Here is a 16,155-nt window from a genome sequence, read left to right on the forward strand (position 1 = left end):
GTGGTGGACCTGCGCAACATCTACCGCGCCAGCGACATGCAGCGCAGAGGCTTCACCTATATCAGCGTCGGACGGCCGCTGCGCGTGAACCATGCCTCCTCTGAGGGCGATCTGGATGGCTTCATCGACGGGCATCCGGACAACGATGGTTGATTCGTCAGGCTCTAGGAGAGGCTCCTGGGTCCGTTGAGCGTATTGTGCAAGAATAACATGCCGTCGGTTGGTGTGGGTGGTGCCTCGAATTGGTGAAAGGCTGGCCTGGAGGCGGCCAGATCCCGATGTATAGTCGGTCTCTTCCGCCAACTCGCGGTTGGCGGTCGCGACGGGGTTGCCATCGCCGGCATCCATGCCCCGGCTCGGCAAGGTGAGAATCGACCACCAAAGCCATGCCAGTACTGGCGAATGGAAACGACATGATCGTCGACGTCGATCGCCACAGCATGCACCCAATCCGGGTACTCAAGAACATCGAACGGGCGACGTCCACGCCTGATGGCGTCACGCAACCATCGGCCCGAAGCATCACCCGTCGGTCACAGACGACATGGTGGGACCGCTTAACAGTCTATGCCATGGGAGAAAGCTTCGCTGGCTCGAAGCATCGGTGTCGGCGCCGAGACGCTATTGTTCCCTGTGCCTTTGCCGACCTAAACGGAGCGCACGCCCGAAGTGAGCGAGACTGAGGAGCTTCGATCGAAAAACTAGTGCGCAACGTTTCCAGGGATTGAAGCCATTGTGGTGCGCCGACTGAGGCGTCGAGCCCCGGTGTGCTTGATGCGCCGGGGCCGCAACCGTGCCTTTGGGGCTGGCCAGCGGCCTGTCCCCTTGCCGGCTTTACGCAGCCGCTTTCCGCTGATCGGCGTGCCGCAAGAACCACTCGTAAGCGTCCTTGAGCCCGTCCTCAAGAGTGATGGACGGCCGCCACCCGAGTTCAGCGAGCTTCGAGGTGTCGAGAAGCTTGCGGGGCGTGCCATCCGGCTTGCTGGTGTCAAAACCAAGGGTGCCCTTGAACCCGACGATGCGCGCGATGATCTCGGCAACCCCGCGGATGGACACATCGGATCCGTAGCCCACGTTGACATGCTCGTCGCCCGAATAGGTCTTCAGCAAGTGTACCATCGCATCAGCGCAGTCATCAACATGCAGGAACTCGCGCAGGGGCGAGCCGGTGCCCCACAGGACCATCTCAGGGCTGCCCTGCACCTTCGCCTCGTGCGCTTTGCGCAGGAGGGCCGGGATAACGTGCGAGCTGGCTAAGTCGTAATTGTCGCCAGGCCCGTACAGGTTCGTCGGCATTGCGGAGATAAAGTCGCGTCCGTACTGGCGCCGATAGGCCTGACACAGCTTGATGCCGGCGATCTTGGCCACCGCGTACCACTCGTTGGTGGGCTCCAGTTGGCCGGTCAGGAGCTCATCCTCTTTGATCGGTTGCTGGGCGAATTTCGGGTAGATGCACGACGAGCCGAGAAACAGCAACTTTTCGACACCGACGTCATGGGCCGCGCCGATCACGTTGTTGGAGATCAGGAGGTTGTTGTGCAGGAAGTCAACCGGATACGTGCTGTTGGCCAGAATGCCACCCACTTTGGCGGCGGCAACGATGACGGCCTGCGGACGGTTCTTATCCATCCAGCGCTCGACGTCAGCCTGCCGAGTCAGGTCCGCGGTCTGGCGATCGGCCACGAGGATCTCGCAGCTCTCGCGCTCCAAGCGCCGCACCAATGCGGATCCGACCATGCCGCGGTGTCCCGCAACAAACACGCGCTTACCTTGAAGCGAAAAATTCGCATGATGCGTCATTAGATCTGCCCCGTACGGCGGCACTGAGACCGCTCCGTTTGCTTCGTCAACAACCACACAGGTAAAGGTCATTCCCTGAGGTGGTGGACGGCAAGTAATCAGTTTATTCGTTCGTTAGAATCGCTACAGCACAAACCATTCGCAAGCAACTCGATTGTCCAAAGAGCGGCATAACGATGCATGTCTGCTCCATGCCGGGACGCGCCCTGGCGATAGCCAGCATCAGGTGGAGTGATCATCGCGCGTCTGCCGCGAATGGCGGCGTCGTAAACACGAGTTCACCGACGCGCTCAACTTGAACGAACCAGTGCAGAAGGACGGTCTATGCGAACCTGGAGCGCGGGAACGCAGCGGACATCCGCGAGGGTCTGGTTGAATCTCAGGGTATTCCCCTCTGTTAACACGACCTCGCTCCCGGCTGTGTTAGCAGGTCAAGTCGGAGCAACGGCGCGAGCCCACATTGACCCGAGTCGCGCGTGACTCCGCGGCATTCAGGCGAGCGGCAGCCGCGCTATCACGGCCGTCGTTGGCGCGGCTCCGGCAGAAGAACTCGAGACCGGCCTGCAGCATGTCTTCGATGTGCGGCCTGAACGTCGTCGTGTGGCTCTGCCCGAGCTTCGCCTCACCTATGATGATACCTCGGCGGGCTTGCTCTGCTTAGTGGCCTGCTTGGCGCGGATAGCCTCTTTCACACGCGCCTCGAAGCCGGAAAGGATTGCATCCTTGGCCCAGTTGGTCTCAGCCCGCTGACGCGCATTGCGCCGCATGATTGCGCACCTCGCCCGGTCAGCAGAGAGATCCACGATCGCTTGGCACAGAGCAGTGACGTCGCCAGGTGCAACGAGGAGGCCGCCGTCATCGATCTCCTGGGCGATGCCGCTTCCAGGAGCCACGGTCGCAATCACCGGCCGTCCCGACGCAAGCATCCCGGAGAGTTTTGACGGCAGGACAAGGTCGGCCGCCGCGGGAACCTGCGGCAGCAGGTGGATATCGGCCGCACAGAGCAGTTCCGGGAGGCGCTCGATGGGTTGGAGCGGCAGGAGGCGCACATTGCTCAACCCCTGCGCGGCTTGTGCGAGTTTTTTCTTGGCTGGTCCTGCCCCGCAGATGACGAAATGAATGTTGGGTTTGTCGGCCAGATGCCGGGCGGCCTCGACCAGGCTCAACACGCCCTGCTTCTCGGACAGATTGCCTGAATACAGAAGGACGATGTCGTCCTCGCCGACGCCCCACTCCTGGCGATAGGACGAGGCGTCCCGATCTGGGTTGATGACATCCGTGTCACACCAGTTGCGGAACAGGAAGGCGCGCTCCGGCGCCACGCCCTTGTCCATCAACCGCGCCACCATGGCTGGCGCGGGGGCGCTCACGCGATCAAAGCCGCGCATGATTGATCGCTCGACGGCCGCGAGCAGGCCGGCTGCGCCTTTGCCCTTCATCAGGCCCATGCGCAACGCGATGTCGAGCTCAAAATCCTGGACGTGGAGGATGGAGGCGGCGCCGGTCAGTTTCGCCGCCAGGGCCGCGGCAGGGGCCGCCATGAGGTTGGGCGCTACGGCAAGAACGGCATCGGGTTGAAAGCGTACCGCCTCGGCCAGGACAGCCGGTGCGCTTGTCGCAGCGAAGCTGGCCAGGTGCACCAGACGTTTGGGGCCGCTGGGGTGGGCGGGCACATAAAGCGGGCAGCGGAGGAGCGAAACGTCGTTGCGCGTCTCGCGCGCGTAGGCCCAGCCTTTGTAGCCTTGCCCCACCCGCCACTGCGGATAATACGGCGGGGCTGTCACAGCCCGCACCTCCCACCCCTGCCGGGCGAACCACTCCGCCATTTCGGTCGAGTATTTTGGGATCCCGATTTCGTCCGGGGCGTAATTCAGGGTCTGGATGAGGAGGCGCATGCTACCGATTAAGGATTATAATATGCAATTCTTACGTCCTAACCGGGGTAGGTATGCTGCACAATAGGGGTAAAGAACAAAAGCCGGAATGTGATATTTTTGTCCTAGCATCCTGATGGGTGGAGCCAGTCAGAACATTCGGGTTGCATTCAGGTGCTCCAGCCAAGGTCAGGAGGCGTCATTGTCGGATGGATGGCTAACCTTGGCAGGCTCCGGGCAATGTCGCTTGTAACTGATGCTATCGCGCCCTGCTCTGTGTTCGTTCTGTGGAATCCGGGCAGCGGCCCGCTGCCTCCAAATCTTCACGCCGGTGCTCGCTGCTTACGGTAGTGTATTCCCGGCGCTGAGTGTCGTAGCCCAGGCCGCATCGAAGGACTTAATGGCCGTGTTGCGCCGCGACATGGCGCGGCGTTCATAGCGATCGCGCCGATCAAGGCGCTTCCAGGCAGAGGCGCGTTGCCGCATGCGCTGGCGGGCCTCGGCGCGGGCAAATCGGATGCGATCGACTTTCATGCCCCAGGCCAGTTCTTGCATCAGCGAGGTGTCTTCAGCCTCCCACATCGGCTCACCTTTGCAATCCCGATAGTCCCAGGTATCGGCCGCCAGTGAAAAACGCACCCGCGGAGGGCGCGCCGGCAGGGGCTCGTCCACCTGGGGCGGCTCGTGAAACTCCGTGTCTCCGACCACTCTCTCGAGAAGCTCAAGCCGCGCCCAGCAGGCGCGGTTAACATCGACCGCCGCTTCCACGACGCGCAGAGCCGTCCGAAAGGCGGAGGGTGTGTCCGCCGCGTCTCCGGCCATTCTCCGGGCCAGATCGGCCATATCCGGCACCAACTCCGGCAGGGATGACGCTGGAACGAGTGGGGGAGGCTCCCCATGTCGTTTGTTCAGGTTGATGACGTCAGGACAACACCTCGCCGCAAACTGACACCGCACCGGCGGTTGCAGGCGTGGGAGAAAACAGGCGGTGTTTGCGTGCTATGCGACCGAACGATTGATGGTGCGCGCGAGCGCTGGATTGTTGAGCACATCAGAGCACTTGAACTCGGCGGTCTGGACGATCTGGAGAACATGGGTCCCGCGCACGAGGCCTGCGCCTCGGTCAAAACCCGAGATGATCATCGTCGGGCGGCGCAGGCCAAGCGACAGAAGATCCAGCATATCGGAGCTGACGAACCCAGGAGGCCCCTGCCCTTTGGAAAGACCAGTTCTGCTTGTGTGGGACTGGAGATCAGCATGGGGCAACGCCAAAGAGCGGGCACCGTTCCTCAACCTGGTGACACGGCGCCTCTTGTTGCTTCGATCAACAGCAGACGTCCAGAGAACGCGCTTCTTCCGATCTCAGGACAACCATCCCAAGCAGGCTGAGGCCACCGTTCGACGGAACCGCCGGCCTCATCCACCGATTCCAGTCGGCCAATCGGGCTTGTGAGATTGGTTTGCGCTTTCGCCAGAGCCAAGGGCGGCATTCAGCGGTCTTGATCGGGAGGTCTGGCTGCACGAGGCTCTGGCTCGGGTCGCGGATCATCCGATCAGCCGGGTTCGTGACCTAATGCTTTGGAGCTTGAAGCCATGCCGACCATTCCCCGCCGTCTGACGCTGCTCGAAACGAAGCTGGCCAGCTTACCTGCCGACAGCGACACGATGCTGGTCAGTGAGCTCGATGGCTTTGTGGCGGGGATCCTTGTCTGCCCTGATCTGATCCTGCCGAGCGAATGGCTGCCGCTGGTGTGGGGCACCGATGAGGACGAGGCTCCGGTGTTTGAGAACGCCCAACAGGCCGAGCAACTCGTGAAGCTGGTGATGGAGCACTACAACGTCACAGCCCATGATCTGCAGGCGGGCCGCTATGCGCCGGTGTTCGAGGTCGATACGCGCCATGACGAGGTCCTCTGGGAACTCTGGATCGAAGGATTCGAAGCCGCGATGCAGCTCCGCTCGGACAGTTGGGCGGCCATTCTCCGGGGCTGTGAGGCGGCCCGCGTGGCGCTGAGCGGGGCTGGTCATGCTCATCGATCTCGCCCAGGACGAAAGCACTCTGACGGAGCAAGAGGGTCAGGCGCTTACTGAAGAGGCGCCTGATCTCATTCCGGCCTGGGTCGAGACCCTCCACGCCTGGAGAGTGGGTCAGCATCGTGCCCGCCTCTCTGCCATGCCCGCGCCAACCTTCGGCAAGGTGGGGCGCAACGATCCCTGCCCGTGCGGCTCCGGCAAAAAATACAAGAAGTGCTGTGGTCTCAACTGACTGGAAGCACAGTGTAGAGACGAAGATCTGAATAGGCGGACTTGCTCCTACCACAACAGCTGTGTACACATAAGGGTACACAAGGAGCCCAGCCATGGTTCAACCTCAGAGGGATAAGCAGGTTCGGGTCGGGGTCCGCGAGTTGAGGGCGAACCTCAGCGGATTGCTCCGGCAGGCCCGTCAGGGGACCTCAGTCCTCGTCATGTCGCGCAACGAGGTCATCGCGGAGATCCGGGCGCCTTCGGGTATTGAGCGCTCCCGTCGGGTCCCAGGCATGTTGAAGGGCAAGATCCGCATGCAGGAGGACTTCGACGTGCTTCCTGACGACGTCCTGTCTGCCATGGAAGGGAATGGGGATTGAGGATCCTGCTCGATACCCACGCTCTTCTCTGGTGGCTTGTTGGTGATCCTCGGATCGAGCGCAAGGCCCAGGATCTTATCGCCGACCCTGCGAACGACATCCTGGTCAGCACCGCCTCGTTGTGGGAGATCGTGGTGAAGGTGCGCGTTGGAAAACTCGAGGCCAATATCGGCGACATCGTTGCTGCCATTGACGCTCAAGGCTTCGAGATGCTTGACATCCGCCCTGAGCACCTGAAGGACCTCGTCCGCCTCCCGATGCACCATCGGGATCCGTTCGATCACCTGCTGATGGCCCAAGCCATCGCTGGGGACCTCACCCTCCTGTCGGAGGATCAGCACGTTTCGGCTTACCCGGTGGCCTACGTCACCTGCACCGATAGCAGTCCTTGACAGCAAACACGCCCACGCAGGGAAGATCAGCGGAGCGCCGGGCTGGATGTCGAGTTAATCCAGCTCAGCGGACCACACCGGCGGCGGCATGAGGCCGAGAATACGCATCGTCCCAGGGCCGGTTCACGCCAGATACCGTCACCCTCGCCTATCTCAAGGTGATCGAACACGATCCGGAGACTGTCGAGCCGGCGCTCAATGGTGTGTGAGACGACAGCTTCAGGCAGCGGATTGGGTGATGGATCCTACGGGAGAGCCTGCGGAGGATGAGGTTGGATGGGTGGCCTTTGGACCTGTCAGCCGGCACCTGTATCGTCCATTAAGCGAAGCGGGCAAGGTCAGTTTTGGTGAAATCATCCCCTTTGAACAGGAGCTTGGCCTTGTTGCTCTTGGCGCAGGCGAAGCAGTTCCCCATGTTGAGCTCCGCAGGATGTCGTCCCTTGCCATAGTGGGCATAGGCATCGAGCACGATTTGGTATTCCCGCTCCCCGATGGAAATCCACTCGCATCCGAGGACATTGAGGAAGCGCTCAACGTGGTCGCGAGCGGCTGGAACCGAGAAGGTGTGGCTGTGACACAGCCCGGCAACGGTTTCCCAAACTAAGAGCGCAGAGCACAGCCGCCGCAGTTCTGTCTCAAGCAGGTCCACCAGCGTGTCGGCATCTGGCTCACCGGCAATGATCGCAATGAGGGCGGACGCATCCACGAAGATCATCACAGTCCCCCAGACAGATCATCGAAGAAGTCTTTGTCTGCCGTCTGATCCATCGGGGCCGGGAGCGGATAGGCCGCCCGGAGCGCTTGCACGCGCGTCCGGAGCGGAATTGCCTCTTGGGCCCGATCCAGCTCGGCCTGCACCGCCAGGCGAACGGCATCTTGCTTGGTCAAGCCGCGAAGCTTGGCCAGTCGGGCAACCAGGGCGGCCGTTACATCGTCTTTGATGTACAGCGGCATGCAAACTCGCAGAAGATATCTGGATATCTAGAACTAAATATCCGAATATTCATGCCAGAACAAGTGCGGCCTTGGGCCCATTCCCGTGCTTGAGATGAGCCGCCCTGGCGGTGTGGCAATAGATGGGTCGTGACAGCGCCAAGCTCATTCTACTTCTGTCATCTGCTGCCTCGATCGCGGGATCCTAAGCCCTTGTTCGAGGGCATCATGCGGAGATGTCACCGTACCCTCCAAGGGATGGGATCGGTGCTCCTAGGGGCATTGGCTCTGTTTGAGATCTGGTGTGGTGAGATTACCTGTGCTTCTCCCGATCGGAGGCTTCGCTTCTTCGAATTGACCTGCAGGACGTGCGAGACGTCTGCTGATGGGACGTGAGCTGGTTGGCGGCAACATGAGGTGCGGTCTCCTCGGCAGTGTACAATGCGACAGACAGGAGAGAGGATCATCCCTCCTGGGTCAACTGCCGCAGGAATGTTGCCGTGGAACCCGTGGTGGGCCCGCTTAGGCCAAGCGGCTTAGGCTATGAAGTCGAGCATATTCTCCTTTGCGCCACATGGGTAAGATCCTAAACTACCGCTGCAGTGCGGAACTTCGCATGGGGTACCCGTGGCCGCTTGTTTCGGTGGCACCGGTGCTTGAGCAACGGATGCGCGGATGAGTTCTCAAATCTGTGGCCCGAACTTCACCTGTGCTACAGACTTTGATCAAGCCCCACACCGTATTGAAGGCTAGATTGACCCGGCTGCGAGCTAGCATTTGACAGTGATACCATCGTTATGATCGCAAAAACCCTCGAACCATCGCAGTCCTCCCCATCAAGAAGCAATCGATATACCCGAACCATTCTCCTCCTTCTTGCAGCCGTTCTGGCCATGAAAACCGTGTGGTTCTGGGACCTTGGCGGAGCTTTGCATCCTCGAGAAATCGTCGACTTTGATACTTTTTATATTGTTGCTGAGATGGTGTGGCGCGGCGAAATCGAGCAGGCGTACTCCTTCGCTACGATGAGCCAGGCACAGGAGGCTTTTGGAGGCAAGCAATCCTTCATGCCTTGGACATACCCACCGCAGTTTAACTTGCTGGTTGCCCCCCTCGCCTTTCTGCCATTGGGACTGGCCTATAGCTGCTTCACTGCCGGAACCCTTGTCGCTTATTTGGTGATACTGAAACGGATCGCTGGCGATCATTTCCAGCGTCTCCTGCTGGTCCTTTTTCCCGCGATTATCGTTACGGTCGCGTGCGGACAGAATGGGTTTCTCACCGGAACCCTCATCGGCCTCACCTGCCTTGGCTTTCAAAGACACAAGGCGCTTGCTGGACTGCCGCTTGGCCTGATGATTATCAAGCCTCACCTTGCCGTAACCTTCGCAGTGTATACGCTCATTGCCCGTCGCTGGATTACTGCGTTGGTGGCTGCTGGAACCGTTGCTGCAACTTCACTTTTGGCAACTCTCCTGCTCGGTCCCGGGATCTGGGCTGCGTTTCTCGACGGGGTCAAAGAGGCCCGCGTTTTTCTCGAACACGGAATGTATCCGCTCTATCGGATGATTTCGGTCTACGCCGCTCTCTACACAGTCGGCGTCCCAGCTCCAATTGCGATTACCGTGCAGGTCCTTGTCGCCATCGTTGCTCTTATGATGATAGGTTTTGCCAGCCGTCGTGGCCTTGGGCTAAGGCAATCGCTCGGCCTTGCTGCAGTGGCATCCCTGCTGATCAGTCCATATGCTTATGACTATGATCTTCCGATTTATGGAATTGGCCTGGCCCTGTTGCTGCCTGACCTTGAAAGGCTGGGAAGCAAAGTGGAGCTGACTGCCATATATGTGATGAGCGTTCTTATCGGCTTGGTTGGGTTAGCGCAGTCATTTCGGCTGCAAGTGCAGTTTGGCCCGGACGTTACGCTTGGTGACGACATGCCGGTGTCGGTTGCAGGTCCCGCTCTTGTCGTGCTTTTAGCCCTGATGTGGCGCATTCTGGGACGTCATCGTGAGAGCCTACCCGCCACTTGAAACCATCGGAGGCATGCGTCAGCCCGTGCCGACTGTGCCGGCCGGCACAGTCGGCACGGGCCTTGAGGCTCCCACCGCCCAATGACAGGCGTGCACAGCTGTCATGACCTGCCGATCAAGGGGATCAGTTCCATGAAGGCCTCCGTCGTCGGCGAAGAGAGCTGTGACTGTGACCAGCCTGCGTCGGGACAGATCTGCCTGCCCGTCCGAAACCGGATCCGTTTTCACTTCCTGCTCGCTGGCTTGACGGTCATCCTTTCAGGCCTGTTGTGGTGGTTCGAGGCGCCGTTCGTCTTCCCGCTCGATGACGCTTACATCACGCTACATAACGCCCAAGTTTTAAGGTCGGGCTCCGATGTCAATTACAATGTCTCCGCCCTTTCCGGTGCAACAAGCCTCATTCATCTAGCGGCCGTCACTGGCTTCATGAGCCTCGCGCCGGCGGCTCTCGCGAGTTTTTTGGTCGCGACGGTTGGGTTTGGCGCCTATGCACAGGGCGCCGCGGCCCTTGCCTTCCGACATGGACTCTCGATCCAGGTCACGAGCCTCGTTGTCGTAATCGCGCTGATGACCGGCTATACGGCACATCACCTATTCAATGGCCTCGAAACAGGTGGCGTGCTCGCTGCAGTCACTTGGACACTTGTGCTCGCAACATCCCCGCACCCGAGCCGGCTCCTGGCCGTTTTGTGCGGGCTCCTTCCGTTCTTACGGCCTGAGCTCGGGGCACTCTCTCTTGCTTTGATGGCGCGGCAAAGTTGGATACGGTGGCGCGCTCCTCGTGTGAGATCCCAACGCATGTTCGAGATCGCGTCGGACGTGGCGCTTGTGCTGGCTGCCGCACTGCCGTGGTTGGTCTGGTCGTGGGTGGAGACAAATGAGATTATTCCAAGCACAGCACGCGCAAAGCAGGTCTTTTTCGCAGAAGGCGGTCTTCCTCTCTGGTTCAAAGGCTTAATTTCAGGAACCGCCCTGATGAAGGGCTTGGGACCGGTTCTGATCTCGATCCTCTGTGTGAAGCCCAGAGGCCTTGCCGTCGCGATCTGGTTGTTTGCCGCAGCGTTCGTTGGCGCCTATACAATAAGCTTTCCCGGCGGCCTTTATCATAATTATTTCCGCTATACCTATGTGCTCCTGCCCGTTGCAATTTGGGCACTCTGCTGCGTGTCCGGCAGCAACCGTCGAGAGCTTGCGAAAGTGCTGCTGGTAGCAGGATTGAGCTGGGTGGCCGTCTCGATCCCGATGGCCTGGAGGGCCCATCAAGAGGGCCGGACCATCACCGTGAAAGAGCACGCTGATCTTGCTGCTTGGGTCAACGCCAATCTTCCGGCCGACGCAAGGGTCCTCGTGCACGATGCCGGGTATGTGGCCTTCTCAACCAGCCGACGCCTGATCGATGTCGTAGGGTTGAAAGCACCCGAGAACATTGCTGACCACCTTCGTTGGACAGCCTCGACCGGTGGACGGGACAGGTGGAGGGCTGTCCATCAGATTGCGGCACGCCATGGGGCCACGCATGCAATCATCCTGGATGACAAGGAGGGATTCTGGTCTTCACTTGGCGACGATCTGCGTCACGCCGGTTGGACACTGGACCTCATGCGGGAGCCGAAGCTCCCGTATGGCTATCGGATCTTCAGGCTCACTCGGCCAGACCGACCACTTGCTGAAAATCCATCACTGCGACCCCCGACTAGGCCGACTGCGGTTTATTAGAGCTATGGGGAAAAAGTGCTTCCCAGGGAAAGTAAGGACTCTGTCTGTGATCAAAATCGGCAATAGCGGGACTGTGCCCCACGCGACTCATGGATCGTCCCCTGCCTTTGGACTTTCGTGGATAACGCCTATCAGCCTGATGATCCTGATCGCGATCGTCTTGGCTGGGTGGCTCCTCGTCGCCTTGTCTGGCTCGTTGAGCTTTGACGACGCCTACATGTTTTACAGATATGCGATAAATCTCAGGAAGGGCTTGGGCCTGTCCTGGAATCCGGACGGTGTCCCAACCTACGGGCTTACAAGTCAACTCTGGGTCTTTGTCGTTCTTCCCTTCACCTGGCTCCCGCTACACGCGGGGGCGGCCCTCCAGATCGCCTCATGGGTGACAGGGACTGTTGGCTTGGCACTCCTTGGTTTTACAGCAGTGCGCCATGCGAAACCGTCACCTCAGAGCACCATTGTAGCTGCATGCGCTGTTCTGGCGCTCGCGCTGAACCCTGCCTTCGCATTTCACTTGACCACGGGCATGGATACCCTGCTGTCGTTCCTAGCCAATGTGGTGCTGATGCTGGTGCTCCTGGAATACCTTGTCTGTCCCAGCACTCGACGCGCTTTTACAATAGGGCTCGCTGCATTCGCTGCGGTTCTCGCCCGTCCGGATAATGTTCTTTGCGCTCTGGGAGTCCCATTCCTCGTCTGGTTGCTCAATAATAAGGAGGAGCGCAGGCGCGACGTGATTGGGCTTGTCGGTTTGCCTGTGCTGTTAACTGCTGCCGATCTCACGATCTGTCGCTGGTACTTTGGCACTCCCCTGCCGCTCGGCTTCTATGCGAAGTCCGTCAACGGCTATGTTGGGTTTCAAAGCGAAGAAAACCCCTTCCGTTATATGCTTGCCGCCGCTCCTTGTTGGTTGCCCTTCCTCGCGCTCTTGATTGCAGGCGCAGCGCGCGGCCAGGGGCGCCTGCTTGTGGCTTGCTTGCTCCCCATTGCGGCGACATTGCTGTATCTATGTACAGTGCGGCAGGTGATGGGGTTTGTCGGACGCTACTACATTCCATTCCTGCCTTACCTCGTCCTTCCAGCCGTGCTCTCTGCAGCGACGGTACTGGTGCGGGATGGGCCGGAAGGACGCTTCCGATTTGTGAAGGCGCTGCTGGTACTGCTCTCGGTGCATATGGGCGTAAGCATAGCCTGGGTACGTCTTGAACCTGCCTATCTCGAGTTCACCCGACCGCACCCGGTGCCGGTCCGCTCGCCCGCAATTACCTCAAGCGCATCCCTGCCGCTTGTGCCTTGGTTTGAGGCTATCGCAAGACTTGCCGAGGATGTGGTCACCAACCTCCCTGCAGGCGCAAGCCTTGCGGCTTCGGAGGTCGGCTACTTGGGCGCTGTGGCTCCAAATACCGTCCTCATTGATCTCGTGGGCCTCAATGACACTCGCATCAGCCGTAACGGCTTCTCCCTGGACGACCTTCTTGCGCGCGCACCAGATCTGATCTGGCTCCCCCACTTGCATTATACGGGCCTGCGGGCACAAATCCTGGCTGAGCCACGCTTCCATGATCGCTACCAAGTCATCGTTGGCGCCTTGAACTATGGCCTAGCTCTGCGCCGCGACAGCCCGCATCGTAAACGGATCCACGACGACGTGGCTGGATTGTGGATGAAACTCTACCCGGCGCACCGGCTAGAAGATTACGTTGTATGGGATGAGTCAGTAAAGCAACAGCAGCCCGGGTACGGTCCGTAGGAGTTCATGAAGCTGTCATCCCTCACCATCCTGCCGTGCTCCATACTGATCAAAACGGCTGAGGCCGAAGCGGCACCAAACACATCAACGGCAGGCCTTACGACGGCAAGGAGTTCAAGCGCCCCATGAACAATCATGATATGCACAACCTGACGCCCCTGTCTTGCTGCTTTGGCAAGGCTGTTGAACACGATTAAGTAAATGGGCCTGCTTTGTAAGCGACTTCTACCATTGGCTGACCTGCGTCCGCAGGTACAACACCACGCCTCCTCCTGACACAACAGCGCTGGCTTCAGGAGCGGAGGGAAACAGGCGGGGTCTGCGTATCCGCGCGTCAGGATATATGGTCCCCTATAGTACATTATCCCGAGCCCATTCGAGAGGTAGGCCCCAGTGGCCTCACCGATTTTGAAGAACATTCGGCCGGCTGAGGCAGACACATCACAGGGGCTCCTGCCCGTTGCGACGCGCTCATTCCGGGTAGCGTTTTCGACAATGCTCGGCTAAGTCACACCAGCAATCTGTATCCAGTGACGCACCGAGATCAGAATCTCCCATGGGCCTCCTCGTCCGTTATGTACTCTTCGCCATTGTCTCCACAATCGTAAATCTTGTGACGCAGGAGTTTGTATTCCGGCTATCCCCTATCAGGCCACTGGCCGTGTCAATTTTGGCCGGTACAGCAACTGGCTTCATTGTAAAGTATATCCTTGATAAAAATTGGATCTTCTACGACAGATATACATCTCACCATCATGAACTTCGCAAAGTTGCGCTCTACGGGTTATTCAGTGTGATGACGACCCTCATCTTCTGGGGCTTTGAGGTGGCTTTCTGGTCGGCCTGGCAGACCACTGCCGCGAAGTACACCGGTGCTGTGCTCGGCCTCTCCGTCGGCTACGCAGCAAAGTACATGCTTGATCGGAAATTCGTCTTCCGGGAGCGCGGCGCGTGACGGAATTATCCGGATGGGGACGCTACCCACGCCATGAGACCGAACTCATCTCAGCGGGGACGCCTGCAGCCATTCCCTCCCTTTTGGCAGAACGCACGGGCCTGATCGCCCGCGGCCGTGGTCGCGCCTATGGTGATGCGGCAATCGGTGATCAGACGACCCTCGGAAGTTGTCAGCTCAACCGCATGCGGTCATTCGATCCGGTGAGCGGCCGTCTTACGGTCGAGGCCGGTGTTCAACTGGCGGACATTCTCGCAGTCTTCGTGCCGCGCGGCTTCTTCCCACCCGTCGTTCCGGGAACCAAGTTTGTTACCGTCGGGGGTATGATCGCGGCTGACGTTCACGGCAAGAACCATCACCGCGTGGGTGGCTTTGGCAACCATGTGGAGGAGATGACGCTTGCGCTGCCCAGTGGTGAGACGGTTGTGTGCTCGCGCAGCCGGAACACGGAGCTCTTTGAAGCAACGGTGGGGGGCATGGGCCTGACCGGCGTCATTGTTGAAGCGACGTTTTGCTTACGCCCCATAGAGACGGGCTGGATGCGTCAGCACACGGTGGTCGCCGGCAATCTTGACGAAGCGATCAGTGCCCTGAGCGCCTCTGCCAGTGCGTCGTACTCAGTCGCCTGGATTGACTGCCTTGCCCTAGGCCCGTCACTTGGACGCTCTCTGATTTACGCCGCCGAACATGCAAGCGTGCGCCATGTGGAAAGCCTTCGCCCTGGAGCGGAGCTCTTTCCCTCTTCCCGGCGGGGGCGGGTGTCTGTGCCAATCGACCTCCCGCCTTTTGCGCTAGGCCGCGTCTCAGTCTCAGCCTTCAATGAGCTGTACTTTCGGGCTGGTGTGATAACATCTGGATACCCCTTCCTCGTGCCCTGGGATCCCTACTTCTTTCCGCTCGATGGCATTGGGGACTGGAACCGCATCTATGGCCGCCGGGGCTTCGTCCAATATCAGTGCGTCATTCCGATCAGCGCCGCTCGTTCCACGCTTGGCGAAATCCTGGAGCGCATCACGCGTGTTGGAACAGGATCCTTTCTTGCTGTTCTCAAGCAACTGGGCCCCAGTTCGGGTCTTCTATCCTTCCCCAGGGAAGGTTACACACTCGCGCTTGATCTTCCTGTCTCAAGGGACGTGCTCCAGCTCCTGAACGAGCTCGATGAGATTGTCGTCGCGGCCGGGGGCCGTCTTTATCTGGCCAAGGACGCCCGGCAATCGCCTGAGACGTTTATGGCGGGCTATCCTCACCTCGCTCGGTTCCAGGATCTCCGACGTGCACTTGGTGCTGACGGGCACCTCGTTTCCAAGCTCTCGGCAAGGCTCAACATCTAATGCAAGTACAGAAATCCGTTCTCATTGTCGGTGGCACATCCGACATCGGCCGTGCCACGGCTCTTGCCTATGCCCAGGCAGGCTGGAGGGTTTTGCTCGCGGCCCGCAATGAGGATGCAGCGCGGCGCAATGCGGATGATATCGCGATACGCGCTGAGGGCAACGTCAGCGTGCACCTGTTGGATATCCTGGAAACAACTGGCTTTTCAGCCTTTGTTGATAGCCTTCCTGTTTTGCCCGACACGGTGGTCTGCGTGGTTGGGGAACTGGGGGATCAGGCTCAGGCACAGGTTGATCTCAGTCACGCCACCCTCGTCCTACGCACAAATTTCGAGGGCCCCGCCCTGCTGTTGGGTCTCTTCGCCGAGCGCTTTGCCGCGCGCGGGTCGGGCACCTTGGTGGGCGTAAGCTCGGTTGCCGGAGACCGCGGGCGGGCGTCCAACTACGTCTACGGCTCAGCGAAGGCGGGCTTCACGGCCTTCCTTTCAGGACTGCGAAACAGACTTGCACCCGCTGGGATCAAAGTGGTGACCACGAAGCCCGGATTTGTTCGAACCCGGATGACAGCAGGCATGAAGCTGCCGCTCGTCCTCACGGCCGAGCCAGATGAAGTCGCCCGCGCCATCATCGCTGCAGCTGAGCTGAAGGGCCGTGATGTGGTCTATGTTCGCGGGATCTGGTGGATGGTCATGACAATCATCTGCGGCATTCCGGAGCGAATTTTCAAACGCTTGCGGATTTGAGCAG

17 protein-coding genes are annotated in these 16,155 nt (G+C 59.6%); 11 read left to right on the forward strand and 6 right to left on the reverse strand.

What is annotated here, in order from left to right; all coding sequences use genetic code 11:
• From DRB19_RS31945 to DRB19_RS22955, 4 genes are all read right to left on the reverse strand, one after another.
• A partial coding sequence (locus DRB19_RS31945) for an NUDIX domain-containing protein (RefSeq protein ID WP_162815819.1) occupies positions 1-450 on the reverse strand: 450 nt, incomplete at its 3' end.
• 384 nt (positions 451-834) lie between these two features.
• Positions 835-1,800, reverse strand: coding sequence for a GDP-L-fucose synthase (gene fcl / locus DRB19_RS22945; protein WP_245439752.1), 966 nt, complete (start codon positions 1,798-1,800; stop codon positions 835-837).
• A 626-nt stretch (positions 1,801-2,426) separates the two neighbouring features.
• The gene (locus DRB19_RS22950) at positions 2,427-3,695 is read right to left on the reverse strand and encodes a WcaI family glycosyltransferase (protein ID WP_114188351.1); all 1,269 of its coding nucleotides are present in this window, start codon (positions 3,693-3,695) and stop codon (positions 2,427-2,429) included.
• Positions 3,696-4,016: 321 nt separating this feature from the next.
• Positions 4,017-4,517 (reverse strand): hypothetical protein, encoded by a 501-nt coding sequence (locus DRB19_RS22955; protein WP_114188352.1) that lies wholly within the window; start codon positions 4,515-4,517, stop codon positions 4,017-4,019.
• 54 nt (positions 4,518-4,571) lie between these two features.
• Here DRB19_RS22955 and DRB19_RS22960 point away from each other — a divergent pair, with 54 nt between their 5' ends.
• The 5 genes from DRB19_RS22960 (at position 4,572) to DRB19_RS22975 (ending at position 6,693) form a co-directional block, all read left to right on the forward strand.
• Complete coding sequence (locus tag DRB19_RS22960) at positions 4,572-5,063, forward strand: HNH endonuclease (protein WP_114188353.1); 492 nt, start codon at positions 4,572-4,574, stop codon at positions 5,061-5,063.
• A 204-nt stretch (positions 5,064-5,267) separates the two neighbouring features.
• Positions 5,268-5,765 carry a UPF0149 family protein gene (locus DRB19_RS22965; RefSeq protein WP_210207513.1) on the forward strand — a complete coding sequence of 166 codons (498 nt, stop codon included), beginning with the start codon at positions 5,268-5,270 and terminating at the stop codon, positions 5,763-5,765.
• 82 nt (positions 5,766-5,847) lie between these two features.
• Positions 5,848-5,940 carry an SEC-C metal-binding domain-containing protein gene (locus DRB19_RS30820; protein WP_245439754.1) on the forward strand — a complete coding sequence of 31 codons (93 nt, stop codon included), beginning with the start codon at positions 5,848-5,850 and terminating at the stop codon, positions 5,938-5,940.
• 94 nt (positions 5,941-6,034) lie between these two features.
• On the forward strand, positions 6,035-6,301 hold the full coding sequence (locus tag DRB19_RS22970) for a type II toxin-antitoxin system Phd/YefM family antitoxin (protein WP_114188354.1): 267 nt from the start codon (positions 6,035-6,037) through the stop codon (positions 6,299-6,301).
• Positions 6,298-6,693: a type II toxin-antitoxin system VapC family toxin gene (locus DRB19_RS22975; RefSeq protein WP_114188355.1), complete on the forward strand. Its 396-nt coding sequence runs from the start codon at positions 6,298-6,300 to the stop codon at positions 6,691-6,693. Before DRB19_RS22970 ends, DRB19_RS22975 begins: the two co-directional genes overlap by 4 nt.
• 319 nt (positions 6,694-7,012) lie before the next feature.
• Here the strand turns inward: DRB19_RS22975 and DRB19_RS22980 are convergent, their stop codons facing one another.
• Together DRB19_RS22980 and DRB19_RS22985 are read right to left on the reverse strand one after the other, a co-directional pair.
• Positions 7,013-7,408 carry a type II toxin-antitoxin system VapC family toxin gene (locus DRB19_RS22980; RefSeq protein WP_114188356.1) on the reverse strand — a complete coding sequence of 132 codons (396 nt, stop codon included), beginning with the start codon at positions 7,406-7,408 and terminating at the stop codon, positions 7,013-7,015.
• Positions 7,408-7,647, reverse strand: coding sequence for a type II toxin-antitoxin system VapB family antitoxin (locus DRB19_RS22985; RefSeq protein WP_114188357.1), 240 nt, complete (start codon positions 7,645-7,647; stop codon positions 7,408-7,410). The genes DRB19_RS22980 and DRB19_RS22985 overlap by 1 nt, the downstream gene beginning before the upstream one ends.
• Before the next feature lie 776 nt (positions 7,648-8,423).
• On the opposite strand from DRB19_RS22985, the gene DRB19_RS22990 reads away from it, so the two are divergent.
• From DRB19_RS22990 to DRB19_RS23015, 6 genes are all read left to right on the forward strand, one after another.
• Complete coding sequence (locus DRB19_RS22990; RefSeq protein ID WP_114188358.1) at positions 8,424-9,656, forward strand: glycosyltransferase family 87 protein; 1,233 nt, start codon at positions 8,424-8,426, stop codon at positions 9,654-9,656.
• A 132-nt stretch (positions 9,657-9,788) separates the two neighbouring features.
• Positions 9,789-11,372 carry a hypothetical protein gene (locus tag DRB19_RS22995; RefSeq protein ID WP_147021925.1) on the forward strand — a complete coding sequence of 528 codons (1,584 nt, stop codon included), beginning with the start codon at positions 9,789-9,791 and terminating at the stop codon, positions 11,370-11,372.
• 46 nt (positions 11,373-11,418) lie between these two features.
• A complete protein-coding gene (locus DRB19_RS23000; RefSeq protein WP_147021926.1) occupies positions 11,419-13,122 on the forward strand; it encodes a hypothetical protein in 1,704 nt (567 codons plus the stop codon).
• Positions 13,123-13,678: 556 nt separating this feature from the next.
• A complete protein-coding gene (locus DRB19_RS23005) occupies positions 13,679-14,077 on the forward strand; it encodes a GtrA family protein (RefSeq protein WP_114188361.1) in 399 nt (132 codons plus the stop codon).
• A complete protein-coding gene (locus DRB19_RS23010; RefSeq protein ID WP_114188362.1) occupies positions 14,074-15,408 on the forward strand; it encodes an FAD-binding oxidoreductase in 1,335 nt (444 codons plus the stop codon). Before DRB19_RS23005 ends, DRB19_RS23010 begins: the two co-directional genes overlap by 4 nt.
• Entirely contained in the window at positions 15,408-16,151 is a 744-nt protein-coding gene (locus tag DRB19_RS23015; protein WP_114188363.1) for an SDR family oxidoreductase, read from the forward strand. The genes DRB19_RS23010 and DRB19_RS23015 overlap by 1 nt, the downstream gene beginning before the upstream one ends.
• Positions 16,152-16,155 lie beyond the last annotated feature (4 nt).

Source organism: Microvirga aerophila (genome assembly GCF_003332305.1).
GTDB classification, from domain to species: domain Bacteria; phylum Pseudomonadota; class Alphaproteobacteria; order Rhizobiales; family Beijerinckiaceae; genus Microvirga; species Microvirga aerophila.

What these genes read in the sequence shown, in the direction of transcription:
- DRB19_RS23005 (WP_114188361.1), top strand. Translation starts at nt 13,679, where the DNA reads ATGGGCCTCCTCGTCCGTTATGTACTCTTCGCCATTGTCTCCACAATC.
- DRB19_RS30820 (WP_245439754.1), top strand. Translation starts at nt 5,848, where the DNA reads ATGCCCGCGCCAACCTTCGGCAAGGTGGGGCGCAACGATCCCTGCCCG.
- DRB19_RS22955 (WP_114188352.1), bottom strand. Translation starts at nt 4,517, where the DNA reads ATGGCCGATCTGGCCCGGAGAATGGCCGGAGACGCGGCGGACACACCC.
- DRB19_RS23015 (WP_114188363.1), top strand. Translation starts at nt 15,408, where the DNA reads ATGCAAGTACAGAAATCCGTTCTCATTGTCGGTGGCACATCCGACATC.
- DRB19_RS22990 (WP_114188358.1), top strand. Translation starts at nt 8,424, where the DNA reads ATGATCGCAAAAACCCTCGAACCATCGCAGTCCTCCCCATCAAGAAGC.
- DRB19_RS22980 (WP_114188356.1), bottom strand. Translation starts at nt 7,408, where the DNA reads ATGATCTTCGTGGATGCGTCCGCCCTCATTGCGATCATTGCCGGTGAG.
- fcl (WP_245439752.1), bottom strand. Translation starts at nt 1,800, where the DNA reads ATGACGCATCATGCGAATTTTTCGCTTCAAGGTAAGCGCGTGTTTGTT.
- DRB19_RS22970 (WP_114188354.1), top strand. Translation starts at nt 6,035, where the DNA reads ATGGTTCAACCTCAGAGGGATAAGCAGGTTCGGGTCGGGGTCCGCGAG.
- DRB19_RS22965 (WP_210207513.1), top strand. Translation starts at nt 5,268, where the DNA reads ATGCCGACCATTCCCCGCCGTCTGACGCTGCTCGAAACGAAGCTGGCC.
- DRB19_RS22985 (WP_114188357.1), bottom strand. Translation starts at nt 7,647, where the DNA reads ATGCCGCTGTACATCAAAGACGATGTAACGGCCGCCCTGGTTGCCCGA.
- DRB19_RS22950 (WP_114188351.1), bottom strand. Translation starts at nt 3,695, where the DNA reads ATGCGCCTCCTCATCCAGACCCTGAATTACGCCCCGGACGAAATCGGG.
- DRB19_RS22995 (WP_147021925.1), top strand. Translation starts at nt 9,789, where the DNA reads ATGAAGGCCTCCGTCGTCGGCGAAGAGAGCTGTGACTGTGACCAGCCT.
- DRB19_RS22960 (WP_114188353.1), top strand. Translation starts at nt 4,572, where the DNA reads ATGTCGTTTGTTCAGGTTGATGACGTCAGGACAACACCTCGCCGCAAA.